General features: G+C 42.1%; 18 protein-coding genes. 11 read left to right on the top strand and 7 right to left on the bottom strand.

What is annotated here, in order from left to right:
- The first annotated feature begins 18 nt into the window (after window positions 1-18).
- The 7 genes from CCS02_RS05675 (at window position 19) to CCS02_RS05705 (ending at window position 7,465) form a co-directional block, all read left to right on the top strand.
- Window positions 19-1,512 carry a mannitol dehydrogenase family protein gene (locus CCS02_RS05675; RefSeq protein ID WP_100636051.1) on the top strand — a complete coding sequence of 498 codons (1,494 nt, stop codon included), beginning with the start codon at window positions 19-21 and terminating at the stop codon, window positions 1,510-1,512.
- 1 nt (window position 1,513) lies between these two features.
- The gene (gene uxuA / locus CCS02_RS05680) at window positions 1,514-2,689 is read left to right on the top strand and encodes a mannonate dehydratase (protein ID WP_100636052.1); all 1,176 of its coding nucleotides are present in this window, start codon (window positions 1,514-1,516) and stop codon (window positions 2,687-2,689) included.
- Between the two features lie 250 nt (window positions 2,690-2,939).
- Window positions 2,940-3,308: a pentapeptide repeat-containing protein gene (locus CCS02_RS05685; protein ID WP_100636053.1), complete on the top strand. Its 369-nt coding sequence runs from the start codon at window positions 2,940-2,942 to the stop codon at window positions 3,306-3,308.
- A gap of 293 nt (window positions 3,309-3,601) precedes the next feature.
- The gene (locus CCS02_RS05690; protein WP_072840052.1) at window positions 3,602-3,949 is read left to right on the top strand and encodes a DUF3024 domain-containing protein; all 348 of its coding nucleotides are present in this window, start codon (window positions 3,602-3,604) and stop codon (window positions 3,947-3,949) included.
- A 145-nt stretch (window positions 3,950-4,094) separates the two neighbouring features.
- The gene (locus CCS02_RS05695; protein ID WP_100636054.1) at window positions 4,095-4,784 is read left to right on the top strand and encodes a helix-turn-helix transcriptional regulator; all 690 of its coding nucleotides are present in this window, start codon (window positions 4,095-4,097) and stop codon (window positions 4,782-4,784) included.
- Window positions 4,785-4,845: 61 nt separating this feature from the next.
- Window positions 4,846-5,166 carry a hypothetical protein gene (locus CCS02_RS05700; protein ID WP_012070463.1) on the top strand — a complete coding sequence of 107 codons (321 nt, stop codon included), beginning with the start codon at window positions 4,846-4,848 and terminating at the stop codon, window positions 5,164-5,166.
- Between the two features lie 676 nt (window positions 5,167-5,842).
- On the top strand, window positions 5,843-7,465 hold the full coding sequence (locus CCS02_RS05705) for a HAMP domain-containing methyl-accepting chemotaxis protein (protein ID WP_100185677.1): 1,623 nt from the start codon (window positions 5,843-5,845) through the stop codon (window positions 7,463-7,465).
- Between the two features lie 92 nt (window positions 7,466-7,557).
- Here CCS02_RS05705 and CCS02_RS05710 read toward each other — a convergent pair whose 3' ends face one another.
- Together CCS02_RS05710 and CCS02_RS05715 are read right to left on the bottom strand one after the other, a co-directional pair.
- Window positions 7,558-8,622 (bottom strand): FAD:protein FMN transferase, encoded by a 1,065-nt coding sequence (locus tag CCS02_RS05710; RefSeq protein WP_100636055.1) that lies wholly within the window; start codon window positions 8,620-8,622, stop codon window positions 7,558-7,560.
- Window positions 8,623-8,767: 145 nt separating this feature from the next.
- Window positions 8,768-9,754, bottom strand: a complete 987-nt coding sequence (locus CCS02_RS05715) for an AraC family transcriptional regulator (protein WP_072840002.1) — start codon at window positions 9,752-9,754, stop codon at window positions 8,768-8,770.
- 110 nt (window positions 9,755-9,864) lie between these two features.
- On the opposite strand from CCS02_RS05715, the gene CCS02_RS05720 reads away from it, so the two are divergent.
- Window positions 9,865-11,070, top strand: coding sequence for an MFS transporter (locus CCS02_RS05720; protein ID WP_072840003.1), 1,206 nt, complete (start codon window positions 9,865-9,867; stop codon window positions 11,068-11,070).
- Between the two features lie 104 nt (window positions 11,071-11,174).
- On the opposite strand, the gene CCS02_RS05725 is transcribed toward CCS02_RS05720, so the two are convergent.
- Window positions 11,175-11,840, bottom strand: coding sequence for a LysE family translocator (locus CCS02_RS05725; protein WP_100636056.1), 666 nt, complete (start codon window positions 11,838-11,840; stop codon window positions 11,175-11,177).
- A gap of 81 nt (window positions 11,841-11,921) precedes the next feature.
- Between CCS02_RS05725 and CCS02_RS05730 the strand changes: the two genes are divergently transcribed.
- Both CCS02_RS05730 and CCS02_RS05735 read left to right on the top strand, forming a co-directional pair.
- A complete protein-coding gene (locus CCS02_RS05730; RefSeq protein WP_100636158.1) occupies window positions 11,922-12,815 on the top strand; it encodes a LysR substrate-binding domain-containing protein in 894 nt (297 codons plus the stop codon).
- Between the two features lie 73 nt (window positions 12,816-12,888).
- Window positions 12,889-13,311 (top strand): gamma-glutamylcyclotransferase family protein, encoded by a 423-nt coding sequence (locus CCS02_RS05735; protein WP_100636057.1) that lies wholly within the window; start codon window positions 12,889-12,891, stop codon window positions 13,309-13,311.
- A 51-nt stretch (window positions 13,312-13,362) separates the two neighbouring features.
- Here the strand turns inward: CCS02_RS05735 and CCS02_RS05740 are convergent, their stop codons facing one another.
- The 4 genes from CCS02_RS05740 to CCS02_RS05755 form a co-directional block, all read right to left on the bottom strand.
- Window positions 13,363-14,469 (bottom strand): ABC transporter ATP-binding protein, encoded by a 1,107-nt coding sequence (locus CCS02_RS05740; RefSeq protein WP_100636058.1) that lies wholly within the window; start codon window positions 14,467-14,469, stop codon window positions 13,363-13,365.
- A gap of 32 nt (window positions 14,470-14,501) precedes the next feature.
- Entirely contained in the window at window positions 14,502-15,329 is an 828-nt protein-coding gene (locus CCS02_RS05745) for a carbohydrate ABC transporter permease (RefSeq protein ID WP_100636059.1), read from the bottom strand.
- Between the two features lie 12 nt (window positions 15,330-15,341).
- Window positions 15,342-16,289, bottom strand: coding sequence for a carbohydrate ABC transporter permease (locus tag CCS02_RS05750; RefSeq protein ID WP_100185670.1), 948 nt, complete (start codon window positions 16,287-16,289; stop codon window positions 15,342-15,344).
- 70 nt (window positions 16,290-16,359) lie between these two features.
- A complete protein-coding gene (locus tag CCS02_RS05755) occupies window positions 16,360-17,655 on the bottom strand; it encodes an ABC transporter substrate-binding protein (protein WP_084122401.1) in 1,296 nt (431 codons plus the stop codon).
- Window positions 17,656-18,300: 645 nt separating this feature from the next.
- Between CCS02_RS05755 and CCS02_RS05760 the strand changes: the two genes are divergently transcribed.
- Window positions 18,301-20,667 (top strand): glycoside hydrolase family 3 N-terminal domain-containing protein, encoded by a 2,367-nt coding sequence (locus tag CCS02_RS05760; protein WP_100636060.1) that lies wholly within the window; start codon window positions 18,301-18,303, stop codon window positions 20,665-20,667.
- The last annotated feature ends 336 nt before the right edge of the window (window positions 20,668-21,003 follow it).

Below are 21,003 nucleotides of genomic sequence, written 5' to 3' on the forward strand. Positions count from 1 at the left end.
AAAATATAAGGAATCATCATGATTAGCATAAAAACAACAAATACCTTATACGCACCAGAAAAGGTGGATGTTGGCATTGTTCATATTGGATTGGGCGCTTTTCATCGTGCGCATCAAGCCGTTTATATAGAAAAAAACCTCAACCGAAATCAAGGTGGCAATTGGGGCATTTGTGCTGTGAATATTCGCTCGAATAGCCAACTGGTTGACGAGCTTAAAGCCAATGGCTGTCGCTATCACATTGCGGAATACCAAGACAGCCAGAATGTCGAATTGCGTGAAATCAACGCGATTTGTGATGCCTTGTTTGCTGGGACAGACAAAGAGCCTTTATTTGAAAAGCTCGTGTCACCAATGACAAAAATCGTCACGCTAACCGTTACTGAAAAAGGCTATTACCTAGCGCCCGCGGACAAAACATTGCGTCAGGACGATCCTAGTATTCAGCATGATATCCAGAATCCAACGACGCCAAAAACTGCACCGGGTATCTTGGTTGAAGCCTTATATCGTAGAAAAGAATTGAATCTACCGCCGTTTACTATTTTGTCTTGTGACAATATGCCGAATAACGGCAGTTTAACGCGTCGAGCGGTATGTGAGTTGGCATCTCATCGTTCAGCAGCGTTTGCTCAATGGATTGAAGACAACGTGGCATTCCCAAGTTCCATGGTGGACAGAATTGTGCCAGCAATGTCGGATGATTCCCGCGAGCGATTGCAAAAGGAGCTTAATTGTCACGATCAAAATGCTGTGATGTGTGAAGCCTTTAGCCAATGGGTTGTAGAAGATAACTTCCCACAAGGTCGACCAGATTGGGAGCATGACGGTGTGCAAATGGTAAAGGACGTTCACCCGTTTGAAACCATGAAACTGCGCCTGTTAAACGGCAGTCATTCATTGCTCGCTTATGTTGGGTTGGCGGCCAAATATAAAACCGTAGCTCAAGCGGTTGCGGATGAAAAGTTCGCCAGCTTGATTCGTCACTATATGAGCGTTGAAGCAGCTCCAACGCTGGATTTACCAGAAGAAGTAAAGGTTCATGAATACATTGAGGGCTTAATTAGTCGTTTTGCCAATGACAGTTTGCAGCATCAATTGTCGCAAATTGCGATGGATGGCTCTCAGAAAATTCCTCAGCGCTGGTTAAATGGTGCGGAAGAACGTTTGGCGAACGATGCAAAACAGGGCGATCTAAATGCGACTGCGCTTGGTGTGGCGGCATGGCTGTTTTATGTACGCGGTGAAGACCTTGAAGGCAATCAACACAAGGTTGATGACCCAATGGCACAAACTCTAAGCGAACTTCATGGCCGCTGTTCTGACCCAGAAGCTTTGGTTCGTGAAGCCTTAAAACTGAACGATATTTTCTCTACAAAACTCAGCCAGAACGAGATTTTTTCTCATGCTGTGCTGAATGCTTATCAAACAATTATTTCAAGCGGTGTTGCTGAATGTCTGTCATTTAACAACAGACTATTAAATAACAACACAGCGAATCTCGGAGGATAAAATGGAACATACATGGCGTTGGTTTGGACCAAATGATGAAACAACTTTGACGGATATTCGTCAAACAGGTGCAACGGGTGTAGTAACAGCTTTACATGAAATTCCTAATGGCGAAGTGTGGCCAGTAGAAGCAATTAAAGCACGTAAAACCATGATAGAAGCTCATACACTTCGTTGGTCTGTGGTAGAAAGCGTACCAGTACACGAAGATATTAAAAAGCGTACGGGCAATTACCAAGAGTATATTCAAAACTATAAGCAAACTCTGCTTAACTTGGCTGAATGTGGCATTGATACTGTGTGCTACAATTTCATGCCGGTATTGGATTGGACACGTACGGATTTGGATTATGAATTGCCAGATGGCTCTCGTGCTTTACGTTTTGACCAAACGGCTTTTGCTGCGTTTGAGTTATATATTCTAGAGCGTAAAGGCGCAGAATCTGAATACAGTGACGAAGAAAAAGCGCAAGCGAAAATCTTCTTAGAGAACCTAAAGCCAGAAGATAAAGACCGCTTAGTCGCCAACATCATCGCAGGCCTTCCTGGGTCCGAAGAAAGCTACACCATAGAACAATTCCGCGAAAAATTAGATGAATACGCTGGCATCGACAAAGACAGACTTCGCGAGCACCTTAAACTTTTCTTAGAAGAAATTGTACCAGCGGCAGAGCAAGGTGGCTTGCGCTTGGCGATTCACCCAGATGATCCACCACGTCCGATTCTTGGCTTGCCGCGTGTTGTCTCTGTTAAAGACGACATCGAATGGTTGCTTGGTGCTGTGCCAAGCCCTGTAAACGGTATTACTCTTTGTACTGGTTCTTACGGTGTTCGTGCAGATAACGACTTGGTTGATATGGTGCAACGCTTCGGCTCGAACATTTTTTTCACTCACTTAAGATCAACCAAGCGCGAAGAAGTAGCAGGTAGCTTCCATGAAGCGTCTCACCTTGGTGGCGACGTAGACATGGTTGGTGTGGTTCGTGCGCTTCTTGTAGAAGAGAAAAAGCGTAACGACAACAATGCTCCGAGCCTAATACCCATGCGACCAGACCACGGCCATCAAATCCTTAATGACCTAGAAAAGAACTCAAAACCGGGTTACTCAAAACTTGGTCGAATGAAAGGTTTGGCAGAAGTTCGTGGTTTAGAGCTGGGTTTGAAAAGCACGCTTTAACCTAGTGAATTACTAAATCTAAAGAGTTATCTAGCTTGAATGCAAAAATGCCTTCTGTGCCAATGCGGAACAGAGGGCATTTTTTTCGGCCAATATTTTGATTATTTTTTTTGTAAAAAATAAAAAACACATTATTATCGAGATAACAGTTTATGACTAAAGCATTTTATTAAAAAGATTCTTACTATTCATGGATTATAAATCTGTAAAATAGAATGCAAAAAATATTTTTGCATATTAGGAGGTATTTATGTCGGACAATAATCCATTTCCAAACTCAGAGTATAAATGGTTTATATTTTCAAAATCTGATATGAGTGGCACTCAATTTGATTGTGTAAACCTATCCGATTCGAAATTTTGGGTGGAGTTAAAGAATGCTAAATTTTCTGATTCAAATTTAGAGGCATGTGCGTTTGATGATGTTAATCTTTCTCATAGTACTTACGAAAATATCAATTTGAGTTGTTCAAAATTTAATAATGTTAATATGTCAAATACCTCTTTCACAAACTTAAACCTTGAAAATACCGAGATAAGTAATACAAATTTACTTGGTATGAAAATTAATGGTGTGCTTGTTAGTGATTTATTTGAAGCTTACGAGAAAAATAGCTAATAAGTCGCTGATTGGCTGCTCTGGAAACGATTAGGGCTACTTTGGAGCATAGAGAGAAGAGGAGAGGCGCTTGCAATTCGCAAAAGCGTAACGTTATCTTGGCAACTGATTCAGCAAATATCCGCTAATTAATACCGAGAATGTATCGAGGATTAAAATGTCTCTAGTTTTGGGATATAGTGCAAAAACTAGAGGATTATTTTGGTTGGCCATCCTCTTAAAACGATTGTTTGTACAAAGTCACCAAAGATCAATGGTTTAAAAAATCTGCAAAACAGGATACTAAGAACACTATGGCAATAAGTGAATTTGAGATAAAACGTACAGAATCTGAGTTAGAGAAGTATTTAGCTAAGAATCGACCTCCTGCCCATCTTAGACATCAAGTCGATATAGGATATCGTATATCCGGCCAAAGCGTAGAGTTATTTGAAATTCGCCCTCATTGGAAGGCGGTAGACTCAAAAATTGAAACGCCTGTTGCGAAAGCTACGTTTGTAAAGACTAAAGGCTATTGGAAGGTATTTTGGATGCAACAAGATCTGAAATGGCATAGATACGATTCAAACCCCGAAGTGAGTAGGATAGAAGATTTTCTGCAAATTGTAAGTGAGGATGAACACTCTTGCTTCTTTGGGTAATTTTTTCTATTCATTTATCAGAAGAGTTCAGTAATATCGCCGACTATCATGCTAATTACGGCACGGGCTTTACGTTTATTCACGGAAATTGAAACAGACTAGTCCCTGTGGATAGACATTATGTCAATTGGAAAAGGGGGCGGAAGTGCGAAAATCAGACAGGCTTTTTCAGTTAACCAATATTCTGCGTAAGCACCAACCCATTACAGCTAAGCAGTTGGCCCAAAAGCTGATGGTGTCAGAAAGAACTATTTATCGTTATGTTGATGATTTGTCTTTATCTGGAATACCCGTTTATGGCGAGCCTGGTGTCGGGTATCGGTTGCTAGAGGGGTTCGAGTTACCACCCTTACAGTTGACGCCGATTGAGCTGGAGGCGTTGATTGCCGGCGTAAGTTTTACGGCGTCTCTGACTGGAAAGAAATTTGCTACTTCGGCACATTCTTTATTGTCAAAGATTGAGGCAGCATTGCCTAAAAAATCAAAGATGATTTCCAGCGAAGATCGAGTGATTAGGATGCCGGTAAGACACCATGAATCCGAAACATCTCAGGTATGGGAGGAAATACATTCAGCTATAGAAACAGGATGTTGGCTCAGTATCGGTTACAACTCACTTTCAGAAATCGTGACATCGAGAGTTGTATTTCCTCTAGGGCTATTTTATTGGGGTGGCCGATGGACATTAGGTGGCTGGTGTAAGCTGCGTGGTGACTACAGAGACTTTAGGTTGGACCGTATAACCAGATTAAATTCTTGTGACGCTGCGAGTGCTTTGCCAGAAGATGTTTCTTTGTCAGCATACATTGAATTTAAAAATACGAAAGCTGACTGACACAATGCTGTCAGTAGTGAAGCCTTAGAGTTGATGCTTAATTCATAACTGAGGCACTGACATGATAAAGAATAACAACATTGATAATATTGGCGGTATGGAGTTTGCGACCTTTAGGCTTAAAGAAGGCGTAACAGAAACCAGATTAGTAGAATTGTCACATCAAGTAGAAGCCGAATTTCTTAGTCTGCAAGAGGAGCTGATTCTTCATTTTCTGGTTCGTGGAACGGATGGGGTCTATGCAGATGTGGCGATTGCCAGTTCGCAGGAAAAAGCTGAGGAGTATTGCCAGCAGTGGCTGAGAAACAAGGTGGCACTAGAATATTTAGAACTTCTTGATAAAGAATCCGTAAATATGACGTTCTGGGCGAGAATTAACTAAAAGCCTAGCCAAGGGCTCACGGAAGACCAACCGCTCCGTTTTTTTTTGTTTTCTGTGGGCTTGCTATGATTGGTAAGTAAATTTTGTGGTAAATCAAAAATAGAATAGTGACTTCATAAACGGCATTATTCTTTGTACTGGTTCTAGGGCATCTGCATTGATAATGACTTAGTTTATGTTGCAGAACATGTTGCTTCTAATAGCTTTTTCCTTTTCTTAAAATCAAGAAAATCTTATTTAAATCCGATCAGAGCATGATTGTTAAATTTTCAGCAACTTACAAAAACGTCAAATCTGGCCACTTGAAATTAGCCCGATTAAAAGGTCAATAAAATGTTCTTGGTTTAGAATCGAGCTTGAAAGAAAATTATAAATTCTGATAACTAAATGGAATGTCTGTATATAAATTAGATATCCCCCTTTCGTTTTTAACATTTAAATCTTGTGCTTGTTTCTTCCTTTTTTATCGGTTTTTTTGAGGGTGAACGTTTAAATAGATTAATTTATTGAATACAAAATAAGTAGGCGCTATTATGCATCGATTTTATGCATAAAATCTTAAGTGTTCTATTTTGGTGCGTTTTTCTGTGATTATTTCTTTTAGCTTTAACTTTAGATGTAGGTTTGAAGGTGATTATGGAAAATTATTTTATAATGGAGATGTAATAAATAGTTTATGAAAAATGTTAAATTAAGTGTGTTGCTTTTTTCTAGTTATGGGTTGATTATTTTTGGCCTGATTGTCGTTCTTGTATTTTCTTTTACTCGTATGAGTAACATCAATGACCAATCTACTATTATTTCAGAAGACTGGCTTCCATCGGTTAAGCTGATTGAAAGTATTAACACTCAAACCGCAGATTTACGTAATTCTGAAGCTGTTCATATTCTTTATGATACATCTGAGGAAAAGATAAGATTAGAAAAGGTAGTAGAAGAGCAAAAGATTAGGATTGAACAGACAATCAGAGACTTCAGTGCATTAGTGTCTGATAACAATGAAGAAATAAAGTTATTAAAACAATTTGAAGCGAGCTATAAAGACTATTTAAGTATTGAAAATAAAGTTTTTACCCTTTCAAGACAAGATGAAGATGATGCTGCGCGTTCTCTTTTTCTTACTGAATCGCTTAAAAAGTATAATGAGTACTCATCCTTTCTAGATAGACTTTCTGCTATAAGTAGCAAAGGCGCTAAGTCTGCGAGTGATAACGGTGATGTTGTTTATCAAGAGTCTACTTCTATGCTTAGTATAGTCGCCGTAGTTATTATTGCTGCCGCCCTTATTATTGCATTTTATATTACGCGCACATTGACTCAGCAAGTCGCCTATATTCAAAATGCAATGACTCGCTTATCAAGTGGTGATTTGAGCATCCGTCTAGAAAATGTTTCTCGTAATGAATTAGGTATATTAGCGGGTCATTTTAATAAAACGGTTGAGCAGCTTTCTAAAACGGTAAATGAAATCCAAGATGCCGCGACTCAATTGGCTTCAACATCAGAAGAGCTAAGTGTTGTCACAGAAAAATCTACTCAAGATATGCATCATCAGAATGAGCAATTAGAGTTGGCTGTTTCTGCTGTTACCGAAATGACATCAGCCGTGGAAGATGTAGCGCGTAATGCTGTCGCCACTTCAAAAGATTCTGATACTGCAGATGAGCGTGCTGAATTAGGTCGTGATCAAGTTCAACAAACCATAAAAACCATTCAGTCTTTATTGACCGAGTTGAAGACTACAACTCAAGGCGTTAATGATCTAGCAGGGCAAGTTAGCAGCATTGGTTCGGTGCTAGATGTAATTCGTGGTATCGCAGACCAAACGAACTTATTGGCACTAAACGCAGCGATTGAAGCGGCTCGTGCTGGCGAAACAGGTCGAGGTTTTGCTGTTGTGGCAGATGAAGTACGTGCATTAGCACATCGTACTCAAGAGTCGACAAAGGATATTGAAGTCATGATTCAATCTGTGCAAAGCGGAACGGATCTTACTGTAAGTTCAATGCAGCGCAGCCATGAAAAAGCCAACGCCACATTGGAGATTGCTAATTTGTCTGGGGAAGCGCTTAAATCTATCGCAGAGTCTGTTTCTCGCATCAATGATCAAAACATTGCCATTGCAAGTTCTGCCGAAGAACAAGCTCTTGTTGCACGAGAAGTAGATAAAAACTTGTTAGCTATTCGTGATATTGCGAATGAAGCGGTTGCCGGAGCAAATCAATCCAGTGCGGCGAGTTTAGATCTTGCCCGACTTGCAGAAAACCTCAGTGGATTAACGAATCGCTTTAAACTATAAAGTTTTAGCTATTTAATAGCGATTCACACAAGCTGATAAAAGACCGAGTAGCAGGCGCTACTCGGTCTTTTATATTTCAGCCAAGTAACTTATTAGTCAAATTTCACACGGTCTGTTTTAAGCAAAGCCGCGCTGCTGGAATTAACCAGTTTGTCGTTCTTTCTTTCAATGAAGAAGACTTCTAGATTTTCATTCTTAGCGATTTTCGCACCCTCTACAGGGCCTAGGCATAACATAGTGGTTGCCCACGCATCGCTAACTCTAGGGTCCGTGCCAAACACAGATGCCGATATAAGATTATGAGTAATGGGTTTGCCTGTGCTTGGGTTGATAATGTGAGAATACTCGACACCGTTATCATCAAAGTGACGGTTATAAGTACCTGATGTATCTAGCGTAACGCCATCTTCATTTTTGACAGTAATAACTTGATAGACTTTTGGGCCGCCTTCGGCAGAAGGAATAGGGCTCTGAATGGCCACTCGCCATTTATCGCCGTTAGGCTTATGTCCTTTGATCTTCATATCGCCACCAAATTGCACCATATAATTGTCGTAGCCTTTGGATTCTAAAACATGGCTTAACTTGCCAATGGTGTAACCTTCGCCCATAGAGGAAAAATCAAGCTGTAAAAAAGGGCGCGTTTTACGTACACGTAAATTTTCTTCATCTACTTCAATTTTATCAATGCCGAGTTCAGATGTAAGTGCAACAAGTTCTTCTGGTGTAGGCACATGAAGTTTGTCGGTTTTGAACCCCCATAAATCGAACAAAGGTCCAATAGTTGGGTCGTAACAACCTTCCGATTTTGTATGTATATCTTGGGCAATTTGGACAAGCTCGACAAAGTCTTGAGAGACTGGCTGCCAAGCTACAGATGGGCTACGGTTGAATTCGGAAATGAAAGAATCAGGACGATAAGTAGAAAGCTCTTTGTCTATTTGGGCAAGCGTATCGTTAAACGCCGCTTGCACCTCGGTGACTGGAACCGCGTCTTCAGACCAAAAGCTTATTTGATACGTCGTGCCTTGGGCATAACCTTCAATAGTTTCAAGTTTTGGTGGTTCACTGCAACCCACTAAAAAAGTCGTCATCAGTAGGGCGCTAAAACCCGTAATGGCGGTGGGATTAAAGCGAGATTTTGTGGATGTAGCCATACAATATAAGCCTTGTTAAAAAATAAAACGCGATAAGTTTATCAGCCGTTTATGATCAACTCTATCAAACTGCCTAGCATCCACACTAATGTGCATTTTTGCTAAATTTCTTGCTTCACTGCAACCGGATATTTATCTTTGACTCTTAAAGTTCTGGAAGAAGGCCACTTCTTACAGCACCGGGCGATATTCCTGTCATTCGTTTGAAGGCTCGACTAAACGAAGCCGCAGAGCCATAGCCAAGTCGATCGGCAATTTCGTCAAGTGACAGGTTATCTTGGCTGATCCACTGACTTGCTAGGCGCATGCGTAGGTTGCCTAAATATTGCTGTGGTGTGGAATGGGTTAATTCGGTAAAGCGTTCAGCAAAGACAGATCGTGATACCCCCATTTCTGACGCCATATCTGCCACCGACCATTGTCGTCCAGGTTCATGATGCAGGGCAGATAAAACCTGTGCGAGTTTCGGGTCGCGCATTGCTTCAACCCAGCCGCATACATTGCATCCAATCTCTACCCAGCGACGTAAAATGGCAGCAGCCACTACATCGGCAAGTCGTGTCAAAATTACGCTATATCCTGGTCGTTTAGCCTTCAATTCCTTGGTCATCACATCGAGGATGGCAGGAATTTGCGGATCATAATCTGGTACCGTTTCAATGTGCATTACTTCTGGCTTCAAATGAGCTAACGGATGAAGCCAGCCCAAGTCGAATTCCATGGCGCAACTGAAAATAAAATTGTTCTTTGATCGGCATATTTCAGTGTTGCAAACGCTTATTTCCGACGTGGCATCACATAATTGCACTTTTTCAAAGGCATTAATACTGACTAGCGGCACACCATCTTCGCTATAAAGATCATGGGTTCCTGCACAAGGCATTAATACTGCATCACCGCATGCTAGCTGGTGTACAGCTCCGCTTCGAGTTCGTAAAAATGCTGAACCCTGTCCAATGAAATGAAAGTACGCCAATCTTTTATCTGATTCCTCTCCAAATTGCAGGCCAAACGGAGCGGAAATTTCGACTCGTCTGTATTCAAGGCCCTTAAGGCGTACGCCAGACAGAAGTTCGTTCATCATATCGTGTCGGGCTTCATTGGTGATGTTGTTTGTCGAGGACGGTTGCATAGTTCTCCGGACGATATGGTATGAATTTAAGACATATTGGTATATATCGTCTGGTCTGTCCATATTATTCTGTACGCAATATACAAACATTCATTTCAAGAGGACTTTCGATGACGAATACATTAAATGCGTCTCCGGCGCAGGTACAAGACGTACCTGCTTGGGGGGCAGTAATAGCCATGACGTTAGGTGTTTTTGGGTTAGTTACGGCGGAGTTTCTGCCAGCAAGCCTTCTAACACCAATGGCTTCCGATCTTTCGATTACTGAAGGGATGGCAGGCCAAGCCGTTTCGGCTACCGCTATTCTTGCGGTATTTGCCAGTCTTTTGACCGCTACTGTTACCCGCAGAATGGACCGCCGTTATGTTTTACTCGGATTTTCAGTGCTGTTAATTATCTCGAATATTTTGGTTGCTCTCGCACCTAATTTCTTCCTGTTGTTAGCTGGTCGTGTACTACTTGGCATTGCACTTGGTGGTTTTTGGACCATGGCTGCCGCCATTGTTATGCGGTTGGTTCCTGATAAAGACATTCCTCGTGCGTTAGCTATTCTGTTTAGCGGCGTTTCGGCAGCCACTATATTTGCCGCTCCGCTCGGCAGTTATCTTGGTGGTACTATCGGCTGGCGTAATGTTTTCCTGTTGGTAGCCTTGCTTGGTGTTCTGGTCCTAGCTGTCCAGTTTGCTACTTTGCCGAGAATGCAACCGCGTGGCCGAGCAACATTAGGTACCCTGATCGCGGTGATGAATCGCCCTCGAATGAAATTCGGCCTGTTAATGCTGGTGCTTATTTTTACGGGGCATTTCGCTTTATTTACCTACGTTCGGCCGTTTCTTGAAAATGTGACAGGTGTCGCAACTGCTGGTATTTCGGGTATTTTATTGGGTTTTGGTGTTGCTAATTTCATTGGTACTTATATAGCCGGAGCCTTGATTGCGCGATCATTGCGCCTAACCCTTACGCTTATGCCGTTGATCATTGGTTTGGCTGGAATCGGTATGGTCAGTATCCAGGGCGCTGTTGCACCAACGGCTATATTGGTGGCTATCTGGGGAATGGCGTTTGGTGGTGTGCCAGTTGCTTGGTCGACTTGGATTACACGCAGTGTTCCTGATGAAGCCGAAAGTGGTGGTGGACTTCTGGTTGCTGCTATTCAGGTTGGTATTGCAACCGGTGCAGCAGCAGGTGGGCTTGTTTTTGATGTTAGTGGTGCGTTTGGTGTCTTTACAATCGCCGCTCTGATACTTCTGGCTGCCGCCATTATTGTCACGTTTGGTTTGCGAACTGATCCAGTAAAAGTCGCACAAAGCGTTTAAATATCCTCTCTCTAATGACTCAAATCACCCCGATTATTTCATCATAATCGGGGTGATTTTTATCCATTCGATATTGGCGGCTCAATGCGCGTTGTTGTAAAGAGTCAGTTAATTAATAACCGCACACCGAGTGTCGTCATCAGCAAGCCGGTAACGCGTTCGATCCATATTTTAAAGACCAACACTTTCTGTTGAATTCTCACTGACGTTAGTAAACAAGCGACTAGGGCAAACCAAATAAAATGCGCTAAGGCAATATAAGCACCATAGCCAAGCTCCATTAATAAAGAGGTATCTGTTGAAATGACTTGGCTAAACAAAGATACGATAAACAACATGGTTTTTGGGTTGAGTGCGTTACAGGCAAACCCAGACCAAAAAGCTGAGCCGTTGCTTGTTACTTTGATTTTAGGCGAGCTTTGATCTTTTAATGGCTCCGGTGTCTGGCTAGGTCGTGCTCTAAATACGATTGTCTTGATATCCGGCCATAAGGCTGAACCCCCCAACCAAATAAGGTACATAGCGCCGAGATAGCGCAAGGTATTCAGAACCCAGATATTGTTTGCAAACACAATCCCCAGTCCCAAGAGTGTATAAGCCAAATGTACACTGATGGCAGCACTTATTCCGATAGCGCATAAAATGCCATCGTGTCGACCTTTTAGTAACGAGACTTTTGACACCATTGCAAAATCTGGCCCCGGACTCATGACAGCCAATAACGTGATAATGGCAACGGAATATAACTCAAATTGATCGATATTTAACATGGCAAGACACTCTCATCTGTGAATAATAAGAGTATGAATAGATGATTAAGTAAATAAAATCGATAATTAATGGTGAATATTGTGAGTAATAATCACATAAAAAGACGACTTCCTCCCTTGGGAACATTGACTGCATTCGAAGCTGCAGCGCATCATCAAAGCTTTTCTCGTGCGGCTCAAGAGCTTCATTTAACTCACGGCGCAATTAGTCGAGCCGTGGCGCAAATAGAAGAGCGTATTGGCGTTGATTTATTTGTGCGCCGTAATCGTCGGGTTTATCTGACCGCCGCAGGGCAACGATTGCTAAAAACCACCACAGAAGCCCTCGATGCATTAAGTTATACCGTGGAGGAAATTCATCGTCATGATAGCACTTCACCATTTCTGACTGTGTCATGTGAACCCAGTTTGGCAATGCGTTGGTTAATGCCGCGATTAGGTGAATTTCGAACTTTATGTCCTGAGTTAAATGTTGATCTAAGAATGGTGGGTGGCCCGATTGATCTATTGTCAGAGAATTGTGACATTGCCATTCGCCGCATGGACTTTGGTGTCCACGAGGATTATAAAATAACCACACTCTGTTCTGAACTGGCTGGACCTGTATGCACAAAAGACTATTGGGAGAAACATATTAACCAAGACTTGAATGAAGCTAATTGGTTACACAGCAGAACTCGACCCAATGCATGGGACGACTGGAAAACGTCTCATGGTTTGGAAAAAGTCATTCCGAAAAATGAGCAGCACTTTGATCATTTTTTTTATACTTTGCAGGCTGCCCAAGATCAGCTAGGCATTGCCATTGGCTCTATTCCTTTAGTCTCAGATGATCTAAAAATGCAGCGTCTTATTGCGCCATTAGGCATGCAACCCACAGGTTATAACTACGCTTTATTAACACTAGATGATCCTAATTTAGACCAAAGAGTTGCAGCATTTTCTACTTGGTTGATAGAGCGAATTGCAGGTTAGAATGAATGGGAACCTTGGTGTATATTCTAAATAACTTCACATCGATTACTGTCTTTTTATAGGAGCATATTTCGTGCATAAGGTTTTTGTCTTTGGGACGTTGAAAGAAGGTTTTCCGAATTTTAAAACAAACAAAGGTATTCGTTACCGCGGCGACTTTAAAACCAAAGAGCGTTATCCGTTATACCTTGTTGGTGAACGATTTTCGCCTTGGCTTGTTTTACTGTCAGGCGAAGGCTATCCAGTGAAAGGGCAGGTATTTGAAGTATCAGATGACGTCTTAGCAGAAATGGATGCACTGGAAAGAATCACTGCTGTCGACGGTTATCGTAAAGTGAGTGTTCCAGTAATCTGCCTAGAATCTGGCGATGAAATAAACGTCTTAGCCTATGGAAAACCACCAGAAATGTTACAAGGCGTTGAGGTTATGCAAGAGCTAGCAGGCGAGTATGGCCTTGAACACGCGGCGTTATATCGTAGTCGAAGCGCCACTTAAACGTATTTAGTTAGGCAAGCTCGGACGCGAGCTTGCCTATTTACCTATTTATTATTCAAGAACAGCCTTAGGTTTGTACATGGATAACCCAGTTTGATCACTGAACAGGTGCAGACGTGATTCATCAATATAGAAGTTAGTAACCTCGTCTTCGTTTACCATATGGCTTGATGGCGCTTCAACGGTAATCTGACTATCCCCTAATCGACTTGTCAGCTGTATGGTTGAACCAAGCAGTTCTAAGTTCTCCACTGTGCCTTTGATGACCAATGGATTGGTAAGCAAATCTGGCGTGATATGAATATCACAGGGACGAATGCCAAGAGTGGCTTTTGTGTCAGTTTGATTGTCGTCAACGTCACCGAGTAAGTTTAGCTTTTGTCCTGCAATATCAACATGCCAGCCTTCATCCTTGGCTAATTCAACCGGAATAAAGTTCATGGCTGGACTGCCAATAAACCCTGCGACAAACTTATTTGCAGGGGAGTGATAGATCTCCCTTGGCGTACCAACTTGTTCGACTTTGCCATCACGTAATATTACGATTCGGTCAGCCAGCGTCATGGCTTCCACTTGATCGTGTGTCACATAGATGGTGGTTTTCTTTATTTTTTTATGCAGCGTTTTGATCTCGGTACGCATGGAATTACGCAGTTTGGCATCAAGGTTAGAGAGCGGCTCATCGAATAAAAATACCTCTGGCGTTCGCACCATAGCGCGTCCCATTGCAACACGCTGACGTTGCCCGCCAGATAGTGCTCTAGGTTTGCGATCCAGTAACGGCGTCAGTTGCAGCATGTCGGCAACAGGGCGTACTTTTTCCTCTATCTCTGCTTTGCTTAATCCAGCGAGTTTCAGTGCAAAAGCAATGTTTTGGTAAACCGACATGTGTGGGTAAAGAGCATAACTTTGGAACACCATAGCTATGTCGCGTTCTATCGGTTCAAGATCATTAACGACTTTGTTATTGATAAGAATTTCGCCACCGGAAATGTCTTCTAGGCCAGCTAGCATACGCAATGTCGTTGATTTTCCACAGCCAGATGGGCCTAGAAAGACAATGAACTCGCCGTCATTAATTTTTAAATTGAAGTCTTTAACTGTGTGTACATTGCCTGGGTAGATTTTTTCAATATGTTTAAATTCAACAGAAGCCACGGGATTCTTCCTTATTATTCTATTTAGTTGGGTTAGCCTTTTACGGCGCCGCCAGTTAAGCCTTCAACAATGTATTTTTGAGCAAATAAGAAAAATACGATGGCAGGAGTGATGGTCACGGTGACATAGGCAAGTATGCGGTTCCATTCGATGCCATATTCGCCACGATATTGCATGATGCCCAGCGTCCATGGGTATTGTTGCTCTGTGTTTAGTACCAACAACGGCAATAAATAATTATTCCAACTGGCGACCAAGACAAATACACCAACGGTGGCGAGTATTGGAGTGGATAGCGGCAGGATCACATGCCAATAAAATTTGATGTAGCTGCAACCATCGACACGAGCCGCATCAAATAGCTCTGAAGGGAGTTGCTCAAAAAAACTTCGGAATAACAAAATGCTAAAGCCTAAACCAAAGGCAACTTGTGGAATCACAACACCAGACAGGCTATCAAGTAAGCCGAGATCTCGAATTTTCAAGAACAGCGGTAAAATAGCGGCCGCAGCGGGAAACATCATGCCAATTAAGAAGTAGTTATAGATGTATTTATAACCCGCGAACTTAATATGGGAAAACGTAAACGCGGTCATGGTGCCGATGATAATGGTCAGTAGTACCGAGAAAAACGCAATAATCAGTGAGTTTTTCATCAGCTGCCAAATGGAACCATTGGCAAAAACTTGTGCGTAATATTCAAACTCCCAAACATCTGGTAAGCCAAATGGGTTGGTGCGTAATTCGCCTAAGCTTTTGAACCCACCGAGCACAGTGGCAAACATAGGGACTAATACAAAGCCAGCGACCAAGATTAGGAAGATGTATTTCCCCCAAGATATTCTTCGCATTGCTAACATAGGGTGTTCCTTTTATTTTTTGTCTTTCATAATGGTGCTTTGGTATGTGAAGGCAAAAATCACACAGCAAATAAACAACACCACACCCACCGCACTACCAAAGCCAACATTCATTCTGGTAATACCAAATGTATATAGATAAGAAACCAAGGTATGAGTGCTATTAGATGGTCCACCACCGGTGAGAGGCATAATGAGATCGAAGGTTTGTAGTGCCCCCAGAATACTGAAAAAGATGGATATCGTGATTCCCGACATAATGAGCGGAATCTTTACATACCAAATCGCCTGAAAACGGCTGGCACCATCGAGCTTGCTTGCTTCAATAAGATCTTTAGGGACGCCTTGTAGCGCAGCAATATAAATCATCATGTGGAAGCCGAAATACTTCCAAACAAGCACCACAAGAATGGCCACAAATGCCCAGTTTTTATCCGCCAATATGTACCAAGTATCGGTATTAAGCGCCTCGGTAAATCTCGCCATCACGCCGTAATCGCCATCAAAAACAAAACGCCAAATAAGACCTGCAGCCACTTCGGCCAAAATATAAGGCAAAAAGAAAATGAGGCGGAATAGGCTATTTGCCCAACTTTTTTTATAAATAGACAGAGCAATAATCAGTGCTAAAGGCAACTGAATAACCAATGAAATAAGAATGATCTTGAAGGTGTTCCATACCGCAGTATCAAAAGCACCGTGTTTAAACAAACGGACATAGTTGCTGAATTCTACCCATTGACTCGGTTCACCATAGCCATTCCAGCGGAATAGGCTGTAATAACCCGCTTCACCAATCGGCAAAATAACAAAAATAGTAAACAGCAATAAAGCAGGTGGTAAAAACAAAACCAACGTCAGTAAGCGGTTACCGTGATTATTTTTTTTAAACCAACGTGAGACATTTTGGTTTGAAGAAGTACTGGAGCGCTTTCCAATAGTGGTGACATCATTACTCATAGCAAGCCTCGTGAAAGTGAGAACAGCCAACTTAAGTTGGCTGTATTAGTCGATTAATGCTTATTCAGCGTTATTCAAATTCCCACGCTTCTTGTACTTGCTCTGCTGCTTCCTCAGGAGTAAGCGAGTTACTAACAATACCAACGGAAATGTCGTTCACGACGCTACCTACGTTTGCACCAAATGCTTGGTCATAAAACAATTGATGCCAAGTAGAGTTAGCGATGTTTTGTGCAATGCGCTTTTTAAATGGGTTTTCAATGGCAACATCCGCACCTTTCACAACAGGAATAATCATGTTGATCTTGGCTAGGTGTTTTTGCATATCGATATTAGAAAAATACTTTAACCATTGAACGGATTCAGGGCTTGCTTCAGAGGTAAGCACCCAACCAGCAATGCCTCCTAGCGTATCGGTTGCTTTGCCTTTGCCATCTTTTAAGGCAGGGAAGTTCATCCAGCCTAAATTGTTATCACCAACACCTTCACCACTGATGGATTGCTGAGCTTGGAATAAATAGTTCCAATCACCCATTAGTTGCATGGCGGCTTTACCGTCACCAAAGTTACCAGAGGAATCACCAAAAGAAGCGGCTAAATAACCTGGTTGGAAAGGTTTTAATGCGACTAAACGTTTTAGCTCTTCACCCGCTTTAATGAAGTCTTCACCAGCGAATCCATCGCCTTTTTTGTCGATGGCATCTTGAATGCCTTGTTGACCAGCTTGGCGCATAGTCAGTAGTGCCCAATAAAACTGCACGGGCCATTTATCACCACCAGCTGTAGTGATCGCTGTAATGCCTGCTTTTTGGAGTTTTTTGATTGCGCCTAGGAAGTCATCCCAAGTGACGATTTTATCGGCATCAACACCCGCTTTTTGGAATAAGCTTTTGTTGTACCAAAAGCCGACTTGGCTAACCATGTAAGGAAGACCGTACTGCTTTCCTTTGTAGTTGAACGCATTAAAGCTGGCTTCTGAGAACCTAGGTTTAATGTCTTTCATCTCTTTGGTGACATCTTTCAATAATCCCGCATCAACGCGAGTTTGAAAGTTTCCGCCGCCCCAGCTGTAGAAAATGTCAGGGCGCTGATCGGACTGAAGAAGCGTTGGCAGCTTCTGTTTGAAGGCCTCGTTTTCTAAATATTCCAGTTTGACGTGTTGACCTGGATTGGCTTTTTCATAGTCATTTGCCACTTGCTGCCAAATGGCGACGACTTTCGGATCTGCTTCAAGGTGAAGCATACGGATCGTGGTATCAGCCCAAGTGAATGAAGAGGTTAGTGATGCAGCGATGGCAACTGGATAAAAGATTTTTTTCCAGTTCTTTTTAAGGTCATGAGTCTTGTTGTTATTTTGGTAACACATAAAGAACGTCCTTTTTTATTATTAATCTGATCGTGCTTTTCTTTTATTTTAAAAACTAATTGTTGGTGGTTTTTTAGTTGAATAATCAATGACTTTATATTTATCTTAAAATCTTTTTCAAATTCAGTTTATTAAGTCGTTAAGTGATTTTTTAACGATTTGATCATGATATTCATTCCTAACAGAATTTTAGTGGCTTGATCATTGCCGCATATCCTTCTTTGCTCAATTATGAAATTTGATAATCAAGTTCATTTATTTGTTGGTTATGCTTTATATCTTATAAAAACTCATTTTAAACAATGAACTATTTTTCGTTAAATTTATGATTTTAAATGTTTTTTTATTTTTAAATTGCGATGAAGACTTACTGTGGAAGCTTGGTTTGAGGATCGTTTTGAAGTGATGACGCTTGAAGACGGAGCCTGACTTGTCCATGTGAAATAACGTAGCGGATTTGAGATATTACATAATGTTAATTTTGATGATCTTGTGGGAAAAAAGGTCTCATTAACCTAGTAATTAACTGCTAGCTATAGAGTGCCATCTATAGAATAAGAAAGAGCAGCGCTTGGCTCTACAAAATAGCGCTATGATTATAAATATAAATAGATTTCATGTTTTGCTTATTAAGGTATTCGTTATATGGAAGTTTATAAAAACTCAAGTTTTACCGTGCAGCAGCGAGTGGATGATTTGCTAGCGCGCATGACGTTAGAGGAAAAAATTGCTCAGCTTGGTGCGCAATGGTTGATTTTAGCGCCAGATGGAAACCATCAAGACCGCGATTTTGAGATGGGTGCTCAAGGGGAGCGTAAACCGATTCAAGAGCGTCTAAAACATGGTTTAGGTCAAATTACTCGTCCATTGGGTACACAAGTCATTAGCCCCAATGATGGCGTCAAAGCGTTAAATCAATTGCAAAAGTATCTCGTCGAAGAAACACGCTTGGGCATTCCCGCTATGTCACACGAAGAGTGTTTAGTGGGGCTGATGGCGAAAGGTTCGACTCTGTTTCCTTCCTCTCTTAACTATGGCCACACTTGGAATCCACAACTTATATACCAAGTTGCTCAAGCCATTGGCGAGCAGACTCGTCTTGTCGGAGCTCATCATGGATTAGCGCCAGTGCTGGATGTATCTCGCGATGTGCGCTGGGGCAGAACAGAAGAAACGCTGGGTGAAGATCCTTATCATGTTGGCGTGTTAGCGACAGAATACGTTAAAGGTCTACAAGGCGAAAAGCGCGACCTTCTTGCTACTCTAAAACATTATGTTGGTCATTCTTTTAGCGAAGGCGCGCGCAACCATGCTCCCGTACATTTGGGCTTTAAAGAACTAAACGACACCTTTCTGTTGCCCTTTGAAATGGCGGTAAAACTCGGCAAAGCAGGTTCGTTGATGCCTGCATATCACGATATAGATAACGAAGCTTGTCATGCCTCATACCATTTATTAACCGAAGTGCTGCGAAATCAATGGGGCTTTGATGGCTTGATTGTGGCGGATTATGGCGGTGTTGAATTATTGGCGAGTCATCATGGCATTGCGGCGGATAATGCCCATGCGGCGGCGTTGGCGTTCAATGCTGGATTAGACATTGAATTGCCAGATGATGCTTGCTCCAGTCAGTTAACCTCGGCACTGCAAAGAGGGCTAATTGATGAGCAGAAAATCGATGAGATAGTCGCTCGAATTTTGAAAGTAAAATTTGAAATGGGCTTATTTGAGCATCCATATTGCGATGAATCTCCCATTGAGCTCCAAAGCGAAAAAGCCACAGAGCTTGCCTATCAAGTCGCTTTACAATCGGTCGTCATGTTAGAAAACAACGCTGGCTTACCTCTAAATAGCCAACAAAAAATCGCCGTCATTGGCCCAACAGCGAATGACCAATTAGCCTTGCTTGGTGGTTATAGTTTTCCGGTGCATCTCATTTTGAGCAGCGTAGATGACAGTAGTAAGGTGTGCTCGACTATTTTAGAAGCGCTGCAGAATGAATTTTCGCAAGTTCTATACAGCAAAGGTTGCGATATTTTAACCGAGCGCCATAGCAACGCTCCGGTGTTTCCTGGTGATGTCGATTTGGCGATGAATCAAACCATGACATCGCCCGTGTCTAAAGATACCAGCCAAATCCAACAAGCGATTGAAACGGTCGAGCAAGCGGATGTGGCGATTGTATGTGTGGGTGATCTTGCTGGTTTGTTCCAAACAGGAACCGTGGGCGAGGGATCGGATACCGACAGTTTAGATTTGCCAGGCGTGCAACAGCAGTTAATTGACGAAGCGATTGCCACAGGTAAACCAGTGATTATTTTGGTTACGGGTGGAAGGCCATACAACTTAAATGGCGCAGAAGAAAAAGCCGCTGCGGTGTTATTCGGTTGGGCTCCGGGACAAGAAGGCGCAAGAGCGATTGCGGATATTATAGTTGGTAAACAATCACCATCTGGGCGATTAACACTATCGATTCCTAAAAATGCTGGCGCTGTGCCTTATTTTTATAACCATAAACTCAAAAGCGGTGGCACGCCCATCGCCTATCATTTTGGATCGAAATATAACTTTGGTTACGGCCTGACTTACACTGACTTTGCCTATAAAAATATGCAGATCGAAGACAAGCAAGTGTCGATTGAAGATGGCGTGATCAGAGTATCAGTCGAGCTTGAAAACATCGGTAATCGAGCTGGTTGCGAGGTCGTGCAACTTTACGTGAAAGATAAGCTGTGTTCTTTGGTTCGGCCGATTCGTGAGTTAAAAGGCTTTCAGCGGGTTGATTTGCCTGCTGGCGCTTCAACTACTGTCGTATTTGAGCTACCTGTCGATATGCTGAACTTTACCAATTCAGCTCATCAAAGGATGGTTGAATCAGGTGAGTTTGATATTATGATAGGTAAATCTGCCACCAATATCTTATTCACAAAAACAGTAGACGTGATTGGAACTAATAAAGTGTTGCCGCAATACTGGAATATGATTTGTCATTCTTACCATAAACTACATTGATCTTTGCCTGAAAAAACATGTGAGCCTGAAAAAACATGTGAGCCTGAAAAACCATGTGAGATGAGCCGAACAGCGCTTGTCTCACATCGGTTAACTTCCCAGATCTCATCCTTTTATTGCCAGTGACTTACACTACGCAATTGTCTGTCAGAAGCGTAATTATTTGTCCTCTCTTTTGTCTTCTCTTTCGTCCTATATTTAGCCCTCTCGTTCGTCCTCTGCGAAGCCATATCCAAAGCCGTCATCTTCTCTGTCGTAAATTGTCATTCGCTGGACGCTTCCAAGCATTAGGGTAGAAATCTTTATCTCTATTATCACGGTGAACGCTTAATCTAT

The sequence above is a fragment of the Marinomonas sp. ef1 genome (assembly GCF_002806845.1).
Taxonomy (GTDB): Bacteria; Pseudomonadota; Gammaproteobacteria; order Pseudomonadales; family Marinomonadaceae; genus Marinomonas; species Marinomonas polaris.